The sequence below is a fragment of the Massilia sp. DJPM01 genome (assembly GCF_030348125.1).
In the GTDB taxonomy this organism is placed as follows: domain Bacteria; phylum Pseudomonadota; class Gammaproteobacteria; order Burkholderiales; family Burkholderiaceae_D; genus Telluria_A; species Telluria_A frigida.
Genome location: NZ_JAQOZV010000031.1, coordinates 16,525 through 32,435, shown reverse-complemented (window position 1 = coordinate 32,435; position 15,911 = coordinate 16,525). Strand labels below are relative to the sequence as shown.

The following is a 15,911-nucleotide window of genomic DNA, read 5'->3' as shown; positions in this document are numbered from 1 at the left end:
ACTGTTTTTATAGGCGTCGTCGTGTTCCAGCTGATGTCAGCTTATTTGGCCGCTTCCAGCGCCACGTCGGTGCGCCGGGTGAAGCGGCGGTCGCGCGCGTTGACCCATTCGTCCGACGCGTATTCGGACACGTGCTTCATTTCGCCGGCCCGATCCACACTGTAATCCTTAAACACGATCATTTCATCTAAAGTTACATCGCGCAAGACCCGTGTGTACTCGAACAACACGCTGCGCACCACCTTCGCGCCCGCGCAAATATGGCTGCCGTGGCCGATCCAGCTGGGGCCGATGATGGTCGCCCCGGCCTCGACGCAGGCGCCGGAACCGATGTAGACGGGACCTTCGATGGTCGTGCCTTCCCACTCGATGCGGGTATTCAAGCCCACCCACAAGCCATCTTCGACCTGGATGCCGGGCACGTCCATGTGGGCGACTTCGCCCAGCAGCACGTTTTGCAGGGTCTGCCAATAGTCGGAGACGCTGCCGATATCGATCCAGTTGAAGCCGCGCGTCTGCGCGTAGAACGGCAAGCCTTCCTTGGCCAGCAGCGGAAACAATTCCGAACCGATATCGAACGGCACGCCGCTGGGAATCATGTCGATCACGCGCGGCTCGAAAATATAGATGCCGGTGCTGATGAAGTTCGATTTCGCTTGCGCTTCGGACGGCTTTTCCTGGAATTCGGTGATGCGGCCATCCTTGTCGGTGACCACCACGCCATAGCTGGACACCTTATCCCACGGCACTTCCTTGGTGATGACCGAGGCCAGCGCGCCCTTGCGGCGGTGCTCGAACAGGGCCGATTTGAGATCGAGGTCGATCAGCGCGTCGCCGCACAGCACGATGGTGGTGTCGTCGAAAAAGCCGCCGAATTCCTGGATCTTCTTCATGCCGCCGGCCGAGCCGATCGGCTGCGGCACCACGTCGCCATCGTCGTTGGTGTAACCCTCGAAGGAATAACCGATCTGGACCCCGAACTGGTGTCCTTCGCCGAAATACTCTTCGATCTTTTCGTGCAGATAGCTGACGTTGACCATGATTTCCGTCACGCCATACTTGGCCAGGTGCTCGACCAGGTAAGCCATCACGGGTTTGCCCAGGATCGGGATCATCGGCTTGGGCAGATCATAGGTCAGGGGACGCACACGGGTGCCTTTACCAGCGGCCAGGATCATCGCTTTCATGGGAATTCTTCCTTAGTATTGACGGTTCAAGCCTTACTTGGGCAGGGATTGCCAGCGCCATGCATCGACGCACATCTGGGCCACGCCGCGCTCCGCTTTCCAGCCCAGCTCGTTTTCGGCGAGGGCCGGATCGGCGTAGCAGGCGGCGATATCGCCGGGGCGGCGCGCCACGATCTGGTAGGGCACATTCTTGCCGCTGGCCTGCTCGAACGCGCGCACCATTTCCAGCACACTGTTGCCGCGCCCGGTGCCGAGATTGTACGTAACAATGCCGGGAGCTGTCGCCAGCTTGCTTAAGGTTTTGACATGTCCGATGGCCAGGTCGACCACGTGGATGTAATCGCGCATGCCGGTGCCGTCGGGGGTCGGATAATCGCCGCCGTACACCGACAGGCATGCACGCCGTCCCTCGGCCACCTGGGCGATGTAGGGCAGCAGATTGTTGGGGATGCCGTTCGGTTCTTCGCCGATCAAGCCGCTTTCGTGGGCGCCGACCGGATTGAAGTAGCGCAGCAGCGCGATGCGCCAGCCCGGTTCGGCCTTGGCGATATCGCGCAGCATGTCTTCGATGATCAGCTTGCTGCGGCCGTAGGGATTGGTGGCCGACAGCGCAAAGTCTTCCCGGATCGGCACCGAGACCGGGTCGCCGTAGACGGTGGCCGAGGAACTGAACACCAGCGAGGTGACGCCGTGGCGCTGCATGGCCTCGAACAGCGCCAGCGAACCGGCCACGTTGTTGTCGTAGTAGCGCAGCGGCTGCGACACCGACTCGCCCACCGCTTTCAGGCCGGCGAAGTGGATCACGGCGCCGATCTGGTGCGCACTGAAGGCGGCGTCGAGGGCGGCCGCGTCGCGGATATCGCCTTCGATGAAGGTCAGCGGCTGGCCGCTGATGCGCGCGACGCGATCGAGCACGCTGCGCTGGCTGTTGGACAGGTTATCAAAAGCGATCGGCTCATGGCCGGCCGCGATCAGTTCGACGCAGGTGTGCGAGCCGATGTAGCCCAGACCGCCGGTAACGAGAATTTTCATGGGTGTGACTCTTTCGGAAACAGATGGGGGTGGCCAGAGGCCGCCCTACTTGCCCTGCAGCAAGCTGCGTGCAAGGCTCATGCGGTTAAACAGGATGCCCACCGGGACCAGCACCAGCTGGTCGTCGAATTCGCCGCCGGCCAGGCTGGCGTCGCGCTCGCGCGCGCGCTGGACAAACGTGGTGCTGGCGCCGGCATTGACGCGCTCATCGGCATTGCTGCTAGATGTGTCCGGCTGGGGCACGCCATGCACGCTGATGCCCCCATGCTCGCGCCCGTGCGACAGCACCACGGCGGCGGCGCACTGGGTGGCCATCGAACACTCGGCGGCGCCGGCCAGGAAAGCCAGGCGGCCGGCGCGGCGCGTGAGCACCGACTTGGTGCCGAACGCCACGGTGGGCTGGATCGGTGCCGCGCTCAGCGCGGGCGAAACGCTGTAGCGCAGCAGCTTGCCCCAGCCATCGCCCGGCACCAGCCCCAGGGTGACCCAGGGCAGCAGGCCGGTGCAGTGCGCGTCGCTATCGCAGCGGCCCTCGAATTCACGGCCGCCGCCCTGCTCCAGCGCCGGCCGCGGCAGGCGGCCATTGACCAGCGCAAAGCCGATCAACGCTTCGCGGGCCTGGGCCAGCGCGGCCGCACTGCGCCGCTCGGGAGCGGCATACATATCGGTGTTCGCCATGCCGGACATCAGCAGCGAGGCGGCACCCATGCCGGCCACGGCCAGCAACAGCAGCAAGGCGGCGCCCTGCTGGCGCGGCCTTGCCATGGCGCCCTTTACAGGCGCCATACCTTGATGCCGGCCTCGACCAGGGCAGCCTGGTCGAAGCACGCCTTGACGTCGATGAACACGCCGCCCTTGATCAGCTTCTTCTGGAAGTCCTCGATCGAGGTGGCCATCAGCTGGCGGTGCGAGACGGCGGCCACGAGCGCATCGGCGCGCGGCAATTCATCCCAGCTGACCAGCTTGACGCCGTACTCGTGCATCGCTTCGTCGGCATCGGCGTACGGGTCGTGCACGAACACTTCGACGCCGTAGGTTTTCAGTTCGGTGATCACGTCGGCCACCTTGGAGTTGCGCAGGTCGGCGCAGTTTTCCTTGAACGTCAGGCCCAGCACGTTGACCTTGGCGCCCTTGATGTAGCTGCCGGCGGCGATCATGTTCTTGATGGTCTGCTCGGCAATGAACTTGGCCATGCCATCGTTGATGCGCCGTCCCGCCAGAATCACTTGCGGGTGGTAGCCCAGCATGTCGGCCTTGTGGGTCAGGTAGTAGGGGTCGACGCCGATGCAGTGGCCGCCCACCAGGCCCGGGGAAAACTTCAGGAAGTTCCACTTGGTACCGGCCGCCTTGAGCACTTCCGAGGTGTCGATGCCGATCTTGTCGAAGATGATGGCCAGTTCGTTCATCAGCGCGATGTTCAGGTCGCGCTGGGTGTTTTCGATGACCTTGCACGCTTCGGCCGCCTTGATGCTCGAGCAGCGGTGCACGCCCGGCTTGACGATCGATTCATACATTTTCGCGACCTTTTCCAGCGTCTCCGGAGTGTCGCCGGCGACCACTTTCAGGATCGTGGTCAGGGTGTGCTCCTTGTCGCCCGGGTTGATGCGCTCAGGGGAATAGCCGACAAAGAAATCCTTCATCCAGGTCAGGCCCGAGGCTTTCTCGAGCACGGGAATGCACACTTCCTCGGTCGCGCCCGGATACACGGTGGACTCGTAGATGACGGTGGCGCCCTTCTTCATGTGCTTGCCGACGACCTGGCTGGCGCCGATCAGCGGGCCGAAATCGGGATTGTGGGCGATGTCGACCGGGGTCGGCACGGCCACGATGATCAGGTCGGCGTCGGCCAGGCGGGCCGGATCGTTGGTGTACTCGGCGTGCACGGCCGCGGCCATCTGCTCGTCCGACAGTTCGCGCGACGGGTCGACCCCGCGCCGGCAGGCTTCGACCTTGGAGACCGAAATATCGAGGCCGATGGTAGGGCCCAGTTTCGCGAACTCGACAACGAGGGGGAGTCCGACGTAGCCGAGACCGATGACGCCAATTGTGCTCATAAAACTGCCTTTGAATGAATAGTGTAAATAGGGTTCAGCAAGCGGGGATGCGGCAAGCCGGGTTCAGCGAGCGGCCGGTTTGCGCCGGGTCGCTTCTTTGAGGAACAGCCAGATGAAGCCCATGTCGTCGATAAAGTAGCGGCGGAACATGCGGCGCGGTTCCTGCAGGAAGCGGTAGAACCACTCCAGGCCGCTTTTTTGCATCCACAGCGGGGCGCGCTTGACCCTGCCGACGGCAACGTCGAAGGTGCCGCCCACGCCCATGGCGAATGGAATCTTCATCTGCGCCTGGTACTGGCCCAGGAAATGTTCCTTTTTGGGCGAACTGATCGCCACGAACAGCAGGTCGGCCCTGGCGGCGGCGATCTGCTCGACCACGCCCGCTTCTTCTTCGGGTTTCCAGTAGCCGTTGCGGTAGCCGGCCAGGGTCATGCCGGCGTATTTTTTCTCGTAGATGCGCTTGACATCGGAGACCACTTCCTCGCGCGCGCCCAGCAGGTAGACGCGCCAGCCTTTTTCGGCGGAACGCTTCATCAGCGCTTCGAACAGGTCGACCCCGGCCACACGCTCCTTGAGCGGTTTTCCGAGCAGGCGCGCGGCCCACACCACCGGCATGCCGTCGACGTTGATCAGCGCGCATTCGTTGATGATGCGGCGCAGTTCGGGGTCGCGGTTGGCCTTGACCAGCTTGTCGACGTTGACCACCACGTGCTGGTGGGGCGTGCCGGCGCTGATGAAGCCTTCCACTTTTTGCAAGGTTTCTTCCATCGTCAGGTTGTCCATCAGACAACCCATCATTTCGATACGCTCACTCACGCCAATTCCTTCGTCGCCAGTTCCTTGCTTAAGACGGCGACGATGCGCTCGGCCGCCTTGCCATCCCACAGGTGCGGACGGCGGCCCTGCTTGCCTTCGCCGCGCAAGACCTTGCGCGCCTCGGCCACGATGCGCGCCGGATCGGTGCCGACCAGCACGTTCGAACCTTCGTCGACGGTGACCGGGCGCTCGGTGTTTTCACGGATCGTGATGCAGGGCACGCCCAGCGCGGTGGTTTCTTCCTGCAAGCCGCCGCTGTCGGTCAGCACCACCGCCGCGTCTTTCCACAGGTTGAGGAAGGCCATGTAGGCTTGCGGGCCGACCAGGGTCACGTTCGGTCCCAGGTCGATGCCGAAGCTGTCGAGGTTGGCCCGGGTGCGCGGATGCACCGGGAAGATCAGCGGCAGCTCCTGCGCGATCTCGCGCAGGGCGCCGGCCAGGGTGCTCATCATGGCGGCGTCGTCCACATTGCTGGGACGGTGCAGGGTGACCACGCCGTAGCGCGCGCCATTGGCGCTGTTCGCGGCCTTGATGGCACTGGTTTCGTACGAGGAGGTATCGGCGGTGCCCAGCTTGTCCGCCTGGAACAAGACGTTATCGACCATCACATGGCCGACATAATGGATCGCCGACTCGGCCTTGCCTTCGCGCCGCAGGTGGGTCACGGCGCTCGGCTCGGTGACGAAGAACCAGTCGCTGATGCTGTCGGTGACGAGGCGGTTGATTTCTTCCGGCATGGTCATGTCGCCGCTGCGCAAGCCCGCTTCGACGTGGGCCACCGGAATGTTGAGCTTCTTGGCGGCGATCGAGCAAGCCAGGGTGGAATTGACGTCGCCCACCACCAGCACGGCGGCCGGGCGCTCGGCCTGGCACAGCTCTTCGAACGCGACCATGATCTTGGCGGTCTGCTGGGCATGGCTGCCGCCGCCCGCGCCCATGAAGATATCGGGCTGGGGAATGCCCAGTTCTTCGAAGAACACATCGTTCATCTCGCGGTCGTAGTGCTGGCCGGTGTGGATGATCTTGAACGTGAGCGCATCCTGCTGTTGCAAGGCGCGCACGATCGGTGCGATTTTCATGAAGTTGGGTCGAGCACCGGCAACCAGATAGATCAGTGGCATAGTCATCCAGATTTATAAAAAAGGCAATTATAATCGGAAAGGCAAATCCGTTGTCCGCACATTATCGAATGTGCGCGCGTGCTCAGCAAGCGAGCGTCTCGCCCAAGGCCTGTTCGACGTTGTCGACACGCATCACGAAGCGGTGTTTGCCATTCTTGATGGCAACAAATGGCTGGTTGACGGCGAAACGGATGGTGGCGAAGGCCAGCGCCGCGGCAATCCGTTCCAGATACGGCGGATGGGCAAAGGCGGCATCGGCGCAATGGACGATGATCACCAGTTCGCGCGCGTCGTAGACCACCTGGAATTCGCTGATGCGCCTGTCCTCGCGGAACAGATGGGTGAAGAACTCGGAGTGGACGGTATTGCCGGCACTGTCTTCGACCAGGTCGTTGGCCCGTCCCACCACATTCTTAATCAGTGGAAAGCCACGGCCGCAGGGGCATGGCGCCGCCGCCATCTCGACCAGGTCGCCGGTGTCGTAGCGCGGCAGGAAGAACGCATCGTTCGCCATGTCGGTCGAGACCAGGCGCCCGCCGGGCAGCACCTCGAAATACGAGCGCTGGGTAATCAGGTGAAAGCCGCTGCGCCGTTCGCACTCGTAGGCGGACACGCCGGCATCGTTGCAGCCGTACTGGCTGAAGCACGGCACCCCGAACGCCTGTTCGATGGTTTCGCGCATGGCCGGGGTCAGCACTTCGGCGGTGCAGACCACGCCGCGCAGGCGGAATGGGGGGCGCCGGCCCGACTTGTTGATGTGCAGCGCCAGCTGGTGGATGGCCGAGGCATAGCCGTACACCAGGCGGCAGCGCTGGCGCGCGATGTCGGCCGCATAGGCCTCGAGCCGGGCGGCGCTCATGTCGAAGGCCGAATACATGTGCACGTTCATCAGCGCGTAATAGATTTTTTGCTTGTAGCCGGTGCCGAACAGCGCGGTGCCGGCGATGAAGGCGACCGGTTCGCCCAGCCGGTAGCCGGCCACCCGCCAGCTCAGCAGGATGGCGGCCCACAGGTAGGACTGGGCCTTGACGCCGGTGGCGTAGACGAAGGGTTCGCCGGTCGAGCCACCGGTTTTCTTGCTGACCACCTTGCCGCGGTAGCCAGGGTTGACCAGCCCCGCGCGGTTGGCGTTGGCAAACGCCTTGTCGATCACGGGGAACTGGGCGAACCCGGTCAAACGCGCGTACAGCGGACTGGCCTTGCGCACCAGGTCGACATAGCCTTGCAGCAGCGCCTGCTGGCGCTGCTGCAATTGAGGGGGAGACTCGAATTGAATGGCTTCAAGTTCGTGCAGGATGGACACCGTGCTGGTGCGCCTGATCAAGTCGATCAAGCCGAAACGCACACGCCCCACCACGCTTTGTACTACCGATCCTACACCCCCCATTGTCCATCCCTATGCATGATTAGTTGACCGTCACATCCAGGTCGGTCACCGAGATGACACGTCCACCAACCGCAATCTTAGCACTTGTACCACTAAAAGTGATGTCCGGCTTAACAATCAAGCAATTCGAGCGCAGGACCGAGACGAAAAAGCCGCGGTTCTTGGCCGTCGAATAGTTAAATTTATTCCAGAAATGCGGTCCCGCCGGCACGGTCGGTGCCGGCATGTAGCCGACCGAGGTGCTCATCGTAAACGGGTCGGGCGAGGCGACCGTGCCGCACAGCTCGGCCGGGGCCAGGTCGGCGCGGAACGCGGCCGCGGTGCCGCTCAAGGCCGCCACGGTGTGCAGGTTGTACTCGTATTTGCGCGGCGTAGCGCTGTTGAGCTGGTCGATCGTCACCAGGGCCGACGGACGGATGAAGACCACGGTGCGTTTCGCCTGGCTCAGCTTGCCCGCATAGGCGGCGGTGGCGTCGCCGGTGGTGATGTCGTAGGCGGCCGCCTGCAGGAACTTGGTCAGCTTGCCGGACGCGGAGCGATCGCCCAGGCCGCTGGCGCCCAGGTACTGGCCCTGGCCGCCGTCGAAGGTGATCGCATTGTGCGCCTTGGTCTGCTTGTAGTAGTCGCGCCAGTGCGGCGAGTTGTAGTAATCGTAGTAGCCGCTGTCCATGGCCAGCACCTTGCCCTTGGAGTACATGACAAAGCTGTTCTGGTCGGCATGCGAGTGGTTCACCGAGCCGAACGGGCTGCTCTTGAAGAACACCGAGGTGCGGGCGCGGTCGGCCAGCGAGCTGTGCATGGCGGCCCAGCCGATCGCCGGGAAGTAGGCGCCGTTCGGCTGGGTGCTGGGCAAGGTGACGGTGCCGATATACTCGCGCGGGCTGAGCAGGATGTGCAGGCGCGCATAGTCTTCGCCGGTCTGCTGCTTGACGTACCAGCGCGACAGTGTGGTGTCGGAGCGGTTCATGATGGCCTTGCCGAAGCGGGCCCAGTCTTCGATCCGGTTCACTTCGGCGCCGTCGCCGAACACGCCGACCGGCACGCCGGGCGGCAGCGCGTACACCATGAAGCGGGCGAATTCGGCCAGCCAGGGCTTGCGGTAGAACGGCACCCCGAGCACCCGCTCGATCAAGTCCCACATCACCAGCGATTCGCCGGCATCCCAGCCGGCATAGCTTGAGCCGTTGGCAAAGCCGCCGTCGTCGCCGCCCCACGGGCTGGTGCCGCTGACATACACCGGCAGCGCGCTGCGCAGCCAGGCATTCATTTCGGGCATGTCGCCGCGCACGATCAGCATGGCGCCGATGAATTTGCCCAGGGCATTAAAGGCAATCCCGTTTTCCGGATACAGCTTGACCGTGTCGGCCACCTTGTTCAGGCCCGAGTTGCCGCAGGCGAGCAGGATATCCTTGACCATCTGCTTGTCGGCGCTGGTCAGGGCGGGATAGGCAAAATCGTAGGCCAGGGCATAGAACCAGGCGTAATCGCGCGTTTCGGAGACGTCGCCGGCGCATTTGCGCGCCAGGATGCCGGGCGCAAACAGCTGCATGCGGGCCCGCATTTCGGTCAGGAACCAGGTATTCTTGGTCATATGGTAGGCCACAGCCGCCTCGGCCATGCCTTCCAGCAAGCGGTCCTGCTGCCACCAGCTTTCCATGCGCGTTGCCGTATTGGTCGAATTGATCTGCGTCTTCAGGGTGCTGGTGACATTGGCCACCGAATTGCGCTGCAAATAGCCGGTCAGGGCCACGATGGACGAGGTCCGCTCGGCCTTGGTGGCCGCCACGATGCCCAGGTAATCGGGCTGGCCCTTGAACAGGCGCGGGTGGCCCATCGGCGCGGCGGCGTCGAATTTATCGATGGCGCTGGTCAAGGACGAGGCGGTCAGGGCGGTGGCCGTGGCCGTCACTTCGGCGGCCGTAAACCGCGGCGTGGTGGCGGTGAAATTCTGCGCCGAGGCGGGCAGGCACAAGGCCGCCGTCGCCAGGGAAAAAACGCTTATTAATCTTATCATGCTGCCAACTCCTCATAACGGTGCCGAAGACGTCGCAAGACGGTCCCGACAATGTATTCGGACTTGACACGCGCAAGTCCGCGCTCGGAGATCGTATCCGCCAAGATATTATCGTCCAAAATGCGCAAAATTGAGGCAGACAATTCGGGTATATTGCTCACTTGGACCAGAAAACCACAATTTCCTTGATTCAACATGTGTGGCACTGCACCAACATCGGTGGCAACCACCGGAACACTTGCCATCATGGCTTCCAGGATTGACATCGGCATCTGTTCCTTGTGCGATGGCAGCACGAAAACAGCCGCTTCGGCCATCAGGGCCGCGCGCGCCTCGGCATCGACCCAGCCCGGCAGGCGCAGGCAATCGGCCACGCCGAGTTCGGCCGCCAGCGCGCGCGCGCCGTCGGCGTCGCCGTCACCGGCCAGCACCAGGCGCGCGTCGGGCGCCTGGTGCTGCACGGCGGCGAAGGCGCGGATCAGGTCGAACACGCCCTTCTTCTCTTCCAGCCGTCCCAGGAACAGCACGCTGCGCCCGGGCCGGCGCGCCAGCGGCGCGGCGCCGGCGATCGGGTTGGGAAACAGCTCGACCGCCTTGAGCCCGGCGCGGGTGCGCAGCCAGGCCGCCGACACCTCGGTCAGGGCGAAGGCGGCGGCGGCGCTGCCCAGCAGGTCGAGCGCCAGGCGCTGGCGCCAGCCGGACAGGCGCACGTCGATGAAGTCGATGAACTCGCCGCCATGCAGGTGCAGCAGCACCGGGCGCCGGAACAGGCGCGCCGCCGCGATGAAGGGCGCCTTGCGCCAGAAGCTGACCCCGGAGGCCAGGTGCACATGCAGCAGCGAAACGCGGCCGCACACCAGCAGCGCCAGGAACTGCAGCAGCGCGGCCAGCGCGCGCCGCGCCTTGCGCAGCGCGCCGCCGTCGACGTGGGTGGCGATGAAGCGGCAGCGCCCGCCCTCCTCGTAGCCGTGCGCCAGATAGGTCTGGACCACGCTGCCCATGCCACCGCGCGAAGCCGGCGACGGTCCGATCATGATGACCGACTTCATCAGTCGGACCCGGCGCTGTCGCTGTCGCTATCAATATGGGCCGCGCCCAGGTAGCCGGACAGGTCGAGGCGCTGCAGCAGCAGCTTGTGCTTGCCCGAGACCGAGCGCGGGATGGTGTCGACCCGCACGATCTCCACATCCAGCCCGCCCTGGGTCTTGGCCAGGATACCGGCCGCCAGCGCGGCGCGCGCGCGCGGGGTCAGTTCGGTGTCGGACATGACCTTGAGGATGGCTTTTCCGGGCGCGTTCTGCTCGAACTGCATCATGTCGGCGCTGGCAAGCTGCTCGAAGTGGGCCGCGCCGATGGTGCAGATCGACACCAGGCGGTGATCGCGGCACACCAGGAATTCCTGCAGGCGCCCTTCGATCCGTTCGACCACCGCAAAGCCCGGCCGCAGCGGATTGGGGGCCGCGCTCCACATGGCCAGGTCGCCGGTGCGGTAGCGGATCAGCGGCATGACCCGGTTGTCGAAACCGGTGGCGACGATTTCGCCAAGCACGCCCGGCTCCTCGATGGCGCGCCCGGCGCTGTCGACCAGCTCCACCTTGCCGTACAGGGGCCAGAAGAAATAGCGCCCGTCTTCGGGCAGCGAGATGGCCTTGACGGCGCGCTCGGAGTGGCCATAGTCGAGCAGCACCGGGCAGCCGAACACTTCGCGGATCAGCTCGACCTGGTAATCGTAGACATTTTCGGAAAACAGTTGCACCGCCTTGATGCGGGCGCAGATCTCGGGCGCCGGATTGGCCTTGAGCCAGTGCGCCAGCGGCACCAGCGCCGACGGAAAGGCGTGGATGAAGGTCGGCTTCCACCTGGCGATGGCGGCCACGTAGCCGGGCATGTACTGCGCCTCCAGGTGGTCCGACGACAGATGCAGGTAGCGCTTGATCGGGTCGTACATCCACAGCGCGCCGCCCGGCTTGCCGGCACCCGGCACGCTGCGCCCGCGCAGCGCCAGGATGATGTCGCCCTGGCCGACCCCGGCGACCGTGTCGAACATGCTGTTATAGGCAAAATCCTTGGAGCGCGACACGTATTTTTCCAGGTACAGCTTCATCGGCACCGAGGTCGAGCCGCCGGTAAACGCCATCAGGTGGGTTTCCGGCCCCATCCGGGTGGACAGGTAGCGCGTGCTGTCGGCCTTGATCGATTCCTTGTCAAGCAGCGGAAAGGCGGCCAGCAGGCGCGCCGCGTCGGAAGGATCGCGCATCTGGTCGAGGGCGCCTTTCAGGCCGGCGTAGGCCGGCACCGTCTCGATCGCCCAGCGCAGGGTGGCCAGCAGTTTTTCATCGGCGCGGCGGGCGCTCCATGCCGGATCGCCGCAGCGGGCAATCTCGGCGGAAAACTCGTCGTACTTGGCGCCGTAGCGCAGGCGCGTCGGCGCCAGCGAATACAGGTGGCCGACCGAGCTCTTGACCCATTGCGGGGCCGCCGTATAAAACTTCAGGAAAGGATGGACAATGTCTTCAATCGGCATGCTGCTGGGCTTTCTGTGCTGTCGTGGTCGTAGTCCCGGTGGTGCTGGCGCTGGCGCCGGCCAGCCCCCGGAAGATGGTCTCATAGCGCGCGATCATGTGCTGCACGTCGAAGCGCGCGCGCACCGACGCCAGCGCGCCCTGCCCCAGGCGCGCGCGCAGCGCCGGGTCGCCGACGCGGGCCAGCGCGGCGCTCAGCGCGCCGACGTCGCCGGCCGGATACAGCAGGCCGTTGACGCCGTCATCGACCTGCTCGCGCATGCCGCCGACATCGCTCGCCACCAGCGGCTTGCCGAGCGCCATATATTCCAGGGTGGCGATCGGAAAATTCTCGTCGTGCGAGGTCAGGGTCATCACATCGCACATGCCGATGAAGGGACGCACATCCTGCTGGAAACCGGCCAGCAGCACCGCCTCGCGCAGGCCGAGCGCATCGATGCGGGCCTCGATCTGGGGCCGCATCACGCCGTCGCCGACCAGCACCGCGCGCGCCGCCACCCCGTCGCTGCGCAAGCGCGCCAGGGCCTCGAGCAAATCGCCGTGCCGTTTTTCCTCGCGGAAAATCGCGCACAGGCCGATCACCAGCTCGTGCGCGCCGATGCCGTGCTGGGCGCGCAGCGCGGCGGCCGGCTCGGCCACCAGCGCGGCCGAAAAATGCCCCAGGTCGACCCCGTTGTGGACCACTTCGCTGCGGCGCAGCCCGACCCCCAGCTTGGCAAAAAACCCGCGCTGCAGCTCGCTGATGAAGATGACACAGCTGGCCATCCGATAGAATTGACGATAGACGATAAAGCGCAGGCGCGCGCTGCCGCCGCGCCGCACCACCCCCATGCTGTGGCAAATAAACGCCTGCGGCGGGCGACGCCGCGCGCGCAAGCCGGCCAGGGTGGCGCACATCTGCGAATACTGGGAGGTGGCGATCACCAGGTCGGGCGCCAGCTGGTCGGCCAGGTCGGCCAGGCGCTTCAGGGCGCCCAGGTCGACCCCGCCGCGCGAATGGCAGCAGACGATGGGTGCGACCCCGCCCCGTTCCAGCTCGGCGGCCAGTTCGTCGGAATCCTTCAGGTAGGCCACTGCCACCCGGTGGCCGCGCTGCGCCAGGCCGGTCGCCAGCGCCACCAGGTGGCGTTCGGCGCCGCCGAACTTGAGCTGGTCGGCGACGAACAGGAGGGTCATTGGCGTCATCTGGGCTTTCAAGCAATCATAGTCAAGGTTGAGGCGCCCGCCGCGGCGGGGCCGACAGCGGGTTCAGGTCGGGCCGGGCCGGGCCGCGCCGGGCCGCGCAGGCCGCGCCGCGCAGGCCGGGCCGCGCTAGGCCGCGCAGGCCGGGCCGGGCCGCGCTCGGCCAAGCAGGGCTAGGCCGTGCCGCGCCCGATCGCCAGCGCGATCTGGGCCTTCAGGGCGGCGGCCACGCGCGGCGCGGCGAAGCGCTCGGCCACCGCTTCCGGCCCGCCCCGCTCCGCCCCGCCGTCCAGGGCGTCCAGGCCGGCGCGCAGCATGCGGGTGACCGCTTCGATATCGTCCGGCGCGGCGCAAGCGTCGGCGTTGCCGGCCCACTCGGCGATCAGGTCGGCCGAGGTGCCCGGCGGCGTGATGCCCCAGACCGGGCGCCGCGCGCCGATGTATTCCACCAGTTTACTCGGCAGGAACACGCTGGGCAACTGGCTGGGCGCGTCGATCACCAGCAGCGCGTCCGAGTCGCGCGCCAGCTGCAGCGATTCGCGGTAGCCGACCTGGCCGCGCATGCGCACCAGGCCCGCCGGCAGCGCCTTGTAGGCTTCCGATGCGAGCAGCTTGGGCGAGACGTGGCCGACGAATTCGAAGGCAACCGTCTCGAGCGCGGCCGGCTGGCGTTCGGCGATGCGCGCCAGCGCCGCGAACAGCGGCTCGGGCGAGCGGGCGCCGTAGCAGGCGCCGATGTGGCGCACCACGTGGCGCACGCCGGGACGCGCCGCCGCTGCCTCGGCCGGCGCCAGGGCAGGCGCCGGCCCGGCGAAATTATCCATGTCCCAGGCGTGCGGCAGCACGGCGGCGCGCGCGCGCCAGGCCGGCGGATACTTGGCCATCACCAGCTCCAGCGTGCGCTGCGAGGTAAACAGCACGCGGTCGGCGGCACCGATCACGCGCCGCTCCAGCGCCGCGTTGACCCGGTGTTCCAGCCAGGTATTCGGATGGAAGGGATTGTCCGACCAGGGGTCGCTGAAATGCGCCAGCCACGGCAGTCCGGTGCGGCGTTTCAGTTCCAGCGCCAGCAGGTGGTCCGACATCGGCATGCCGAAGCTGACCAGCGCCTCGCTGCCGCTGGCCGCGATCCGTTCCAGCGCCGGCCCGAGCGCGCGGCGGCGCCACGGACCCAGGCCGTCGGGAATGGTGTTATACAGCGGCAGCAGGCGGCGCGCGACCTTGTGCAGGAAGCCCTGGAAAAAGGTGCCGGGGCTGGGCACGCACAGCGAGCCGATGCGCTCGAAAAAATCCGGATACTGGTCGTAGGCGTCGGAAAATTGCGGATCGCTGCCGTGCAGCAACTCCACCCGGGCGTCCAGGTGGTATAACTGGCGCCCGATCTGGATCGCCTGCGGGGTCAGCTTGGGCGGCGCGTAGTAGCAGATTGCAAAAATCTTCAAGCGCGCTCTCCGAAGCCGGCCAGCGAATCGAGGATGCGCAGCGAGGCGTGGCCATCGCCATAGAAATTGCCGCCGCTGCCGGCGCGCAGTTCGCTGTCGAGCAGGCCGGCCACGGCCGCCACGATGCGTTCGCGGTTGGGGCCGACCAGGTGCACCATGCCGGAGGCGGCGCCTTCCATGCGCTCGGTGACGTCGCGCATGACCACCACCGGTTTGCCCAGGCTGGGCGCTTCTTCCTGGACGCCGCCGGAATCGGTCAGCACCACGCTGGCATTGATCATCATCGCCACGAACGGCAGGTAGTCGAGCGGCTGGCACAGCACCAGGTTGGCGAAGCCGGCCGGCACCAAAAAGCGCTCGACGGCGCCGCGCACGGCCGGGTTCGGATGCACGGGGAACACAAAATCGATCGCGGGATAGCGCGTGCACAGCTCGCCGATGGCGGTGCAGATCGCCTCGAAGCCGGCGCCGAAGCTTTCGCGCCGGTGCGCGGTGACCAGCACGAAGGGGCGGGCCGGCCCGATGAAGCGGTTCAAGCCCTGCGGCTCGAGCGCGGCGGCGACCTGGGCGCGGCAAGCCGGGTCGGCCTGCAGGCGCTCGCGCACCAGGTACAGGGCATCGATGCCGGTGTTGCCGGTGACCAGGATGCGCGCCTCGGAAATGCCTTCGCGCAGCAGGTTGGCCTGGGCCGGCGCGGTCGGCGGGAAGTGCATTTCGGCGATGGCGCCGACCAGCTTGCGGTTCATCTCTTCCGGGAAAGGCTCATAGATATTCCCGGTGCGCAAGCCGGCTTCGACGTGGGCCACCTTGGCCTTGGCGTAGAAGGCGGCCAGCGCGCCGGCAAAGGCGGTAGTGGTGTCGCCCTGCACCAGCACCCAGTCCGGGCGCACTTGTTCCAGCACCGGCGCCAGGCCCTCCAGCACCCCGGTGGTGAGACCGGTCAGGGTCTGGCCCGGCTTCATCAGGTTCAGGTCATGCTCGGGCACAATGCCAAAAAAGGCCAGCACGCTGTCGAGCATTTCGCGGTGCTGGGCGGTGACGCAGACCACGACCTCGAAGCCGCCGTGGGCGCGCGCAGCCAGCACCACCGGTGCCAGTTTGATGGCCTCGGGGCGGGTGCCGAAGACGAAGAGCAGTTTTTGAAGTGCGGGCAT

The 15,911-nt window shown here is 65.7% G+C and carries 13 protein-coding genes; all 13 read right to left on the bottom strand.

Features of this window, described 5'->3' with window-relative positions:
* Positions 1–41: 41 nt before the first annotated feature.
* Complete coding sequence (locus PO883_RS19665; protein ID WP_289311252.1) at positions 42–1,187, bottom strand: NDP-sugar synthase; 1,146 nt, start codon at positions 1,185–1,187, stop codon at positions 42–44.
* A gap of 33 nt (positions 1,188–1,220) precedes the next feature.
* Positions 1,221–2,219, bottom strand: coding sequence for a UDP-glucose 4-epimerase GalE (gene galE, locus PO883_RS19660; RefSeq protein ID WP_289311251.1), 999 nt, complete (start codon positions 2,217–2,219; stop codon positions 1,221–1,223).
* 45 nt (positions 2,220–2,264) lie between these two features.
* Positions 2,265–3,005 (bottom strand): hypothetical protein, encoded by a 741-nt coding sequence (locus tag PO883_RS19655; RefSeq protein WP_289311250.1) that lies wholly within the window; start codon positions 3,003–3,005, stop codon positions 2,265–2,267.
* Complete coding sequence (locus tag PO883_RS19650; RefSeq protein ID WP_289311249.1) at positions 2,993–4,273, bottom strand: nucleotide sugar dehydrogenase; 1,281 nt, start codon at positions 4,271–4,273, stop codon at positions 2,993–2,995. Before PO883_RS19650 ends, PO883_RS19655 begins: the two co-directional genes overlap by 13 nt.
* Before the next feature lie 63 nt (positions 4,274–4,336).
* Positions 4,337–5,089 carry a WecB/TagA/CpsF family glycosyltransferase gene (locus PO883_RS19645; protein ID WP_289311248.1) on the bottom strand — a complete coding sequence of 251 codons (753 nt, stop codon included), beginning with the start codon at positions 5,087–5,089 and terminating at the stop codon, positions 4,337–4,339.
* Entirely contained in the window at positions 5,086–6,210 is a 1,125-nt protein-coding gene (gene wecB, locus PO883_RS19640; RefSeq protein WP_308605959.1) for a non-hydrolyzing UDP-N-acetylglucosamine 2-epimerase, read from the bottom strand. The genes PO883_RS19645 and wecB (PO883_RS19640) overlap by 4 nt, the downstream gene beginning before the upstream one ends.
* An 82-nt stretch (positions 6,211–6,292) precedes the next feature.
* Positions 6,293–7,597: a hypothetical protein gene (locus tag PO883_RS19635; protein ID WP_289311246.1), complete on the bottom strand. Its 1,305-nt coding sequence runs from the start codon at positions 7,595–7,597 to the stop codon at positions 6,293–6,295.
* A gap of 19 nt (positions 7,598–7,616) precedes the next feature.
* Positions 7,617–9,611, bottom strand: a complete 1,995-nt coding sequence (locus PO883_RS19630) for a heparinase II/III family protein (protein ID WP_289311245.1) — start codon at positions 9,609–9,611, stop codon at positions 7,617–7,619.
* Positions 9,608–10,645: a glycosyltransferase family 4 protein gene (locus PO883_RS19625; protein ID WP_289311244.1), complete on the bottom strand. Its 1,038-nt coding sequence runs from the start codon at positions 10,643–10,645 to the stop codon at positions 9,608–9,610. The genes PO883_RS19630 and PO883_RS19625 overlap by 4 nt, the downstream gene beginning before the upstream one ends.
* Positions 10,646–10,659: 14 nt before the next feature.
* A complete protein-coding gene (locus tag PO883_RS19620) occupies positions 10,660–12,135 on the bottom strand; it encodes a hypothetical protein (RefSeq protein ID WP_289311243.1) in 1,476 nt (491 codons plus the stop codon).
* Positions 12,125–13,318: a glycosyltransferase gene (locus tag PO883_RS19615; protein ID WP_289311242.1), complete on the bottom strand. Its 1,194-nt coding sequence runs from the start codon at positions 13,316–13,318 to the stop codon at positions 12,125–12,127. Before PO883_RS19615 ends, PO883_RS19620 begins: the two co-directional genes overlap by 11 nt.
* A 170-nt stretch (positions 13,319–13,488) precedes the next feature.
* Entirely contained in the window at positions 13,489–14,757 is a 1,269-nt protein-coding gene (locus PO883_RS19610) for a glycosyltransferase (RefSeq protein WP_289311241.1), read from the bottom strand.
* Entirely contained in the window at positions 14,754–15,911 is a 1,158-nt protein-coding gene (gene wecB, locus PO883_RS19605) for a non-hydrolyzing UDP-N-acetylglucosamine 2-epimerase (RefSeq protein ID WP_289311240.1), read from the bottom strand. The genes PO883_RS19610 and wecB (PO883_RS19605) overlap by 4 nt, the downstream gene beginning before the upstream one ends.

What these genes read in the sequence shown, in the direction of transcription:
- PO883_RS19655 (WP_289311250.1), bottom strand. Translation starts at nt 3,005, where the DNA reads ATGGCGCCTGTAAAGGGCGCCATGGCAAGGCCGCGCCAGCAGGGCGCC.
- wecB (WP_289311240.1), bottom strand. Translation starts at nt 15,911, where the DNA reads ATGCCCGCACTTCAAAAACTGCTCTTCGTCTTCGGCACCCGCCCCGAG.
- PO883_RS19650 (WP_289311249.1), bottom strand. Translation starts at nt 4,273, where the DNA reads ATGAGCACAATTGGCGTCATCGGTCTCGGCTACGTCGGACTCCCCCTC.
- wecB (WP_308605959.1), bottom strand. Translation starts at nt 6,210, where the DNA reads ATGCCACTGATCTATCTGGTTGCCGGTGCTCGACCCAACTTCATGAAA.
- PO883_RS19630 (WP_289311245.1), bottom strand. Translation starts at nt 9,611, where the DNA reads ATGATAAGATTAATAAGCGTTTTTTCCCTGGCGACGGCGGCCTTGTGC.
- PO883_RS19620 (WP_289311243.1), bottom strand. Translation starts at nt 12,135, where the DNA reads ATGCCGATTGAAGACATTGTCCATCCTTTCCTGAAGTTTTATACGGCG.
- PO883_RS19665 (WP_289311252.1), bottom strand. Translation starts at nt 1,187, where the DNA reads ATGAAAGCGATGATCCTGGCCGCTGGTAAAGGCACCCGTGTGCGTCCC.
- PO883_RS19635 (WP_289311246.1), bottom strand. Translation starts at nt 7,597, where the DNA reads ATGGGGGGTGTAGGATCGGTAGTACAAAGCGTGGTGGGGCGTGTGCGT.
- galE (WP_289311251.1), bottom strand. Translation starts at nt 2,219, where the DNA reads ATGAAAATTCTCGTTACCGGCGGTCTGGGCTACATCGGCTCGCACACC.
- PO883_RS19625 (WP_289311244.1), bottom strand. Translation starts at nt 10,645, where the DNA reads ATGATCGGACCGTCGCCGGCTTCGCGCGGTGGCATGGGCAGCGTGGTC.
- PO883_RS19615 (WP_289311242.1), bottom strand. Translation starts at nt 13,318, where the DNA reads ATGACGCCAATGACCCTCCTGTTCGTCGCCGACCAGCTCAAGTTCGGC.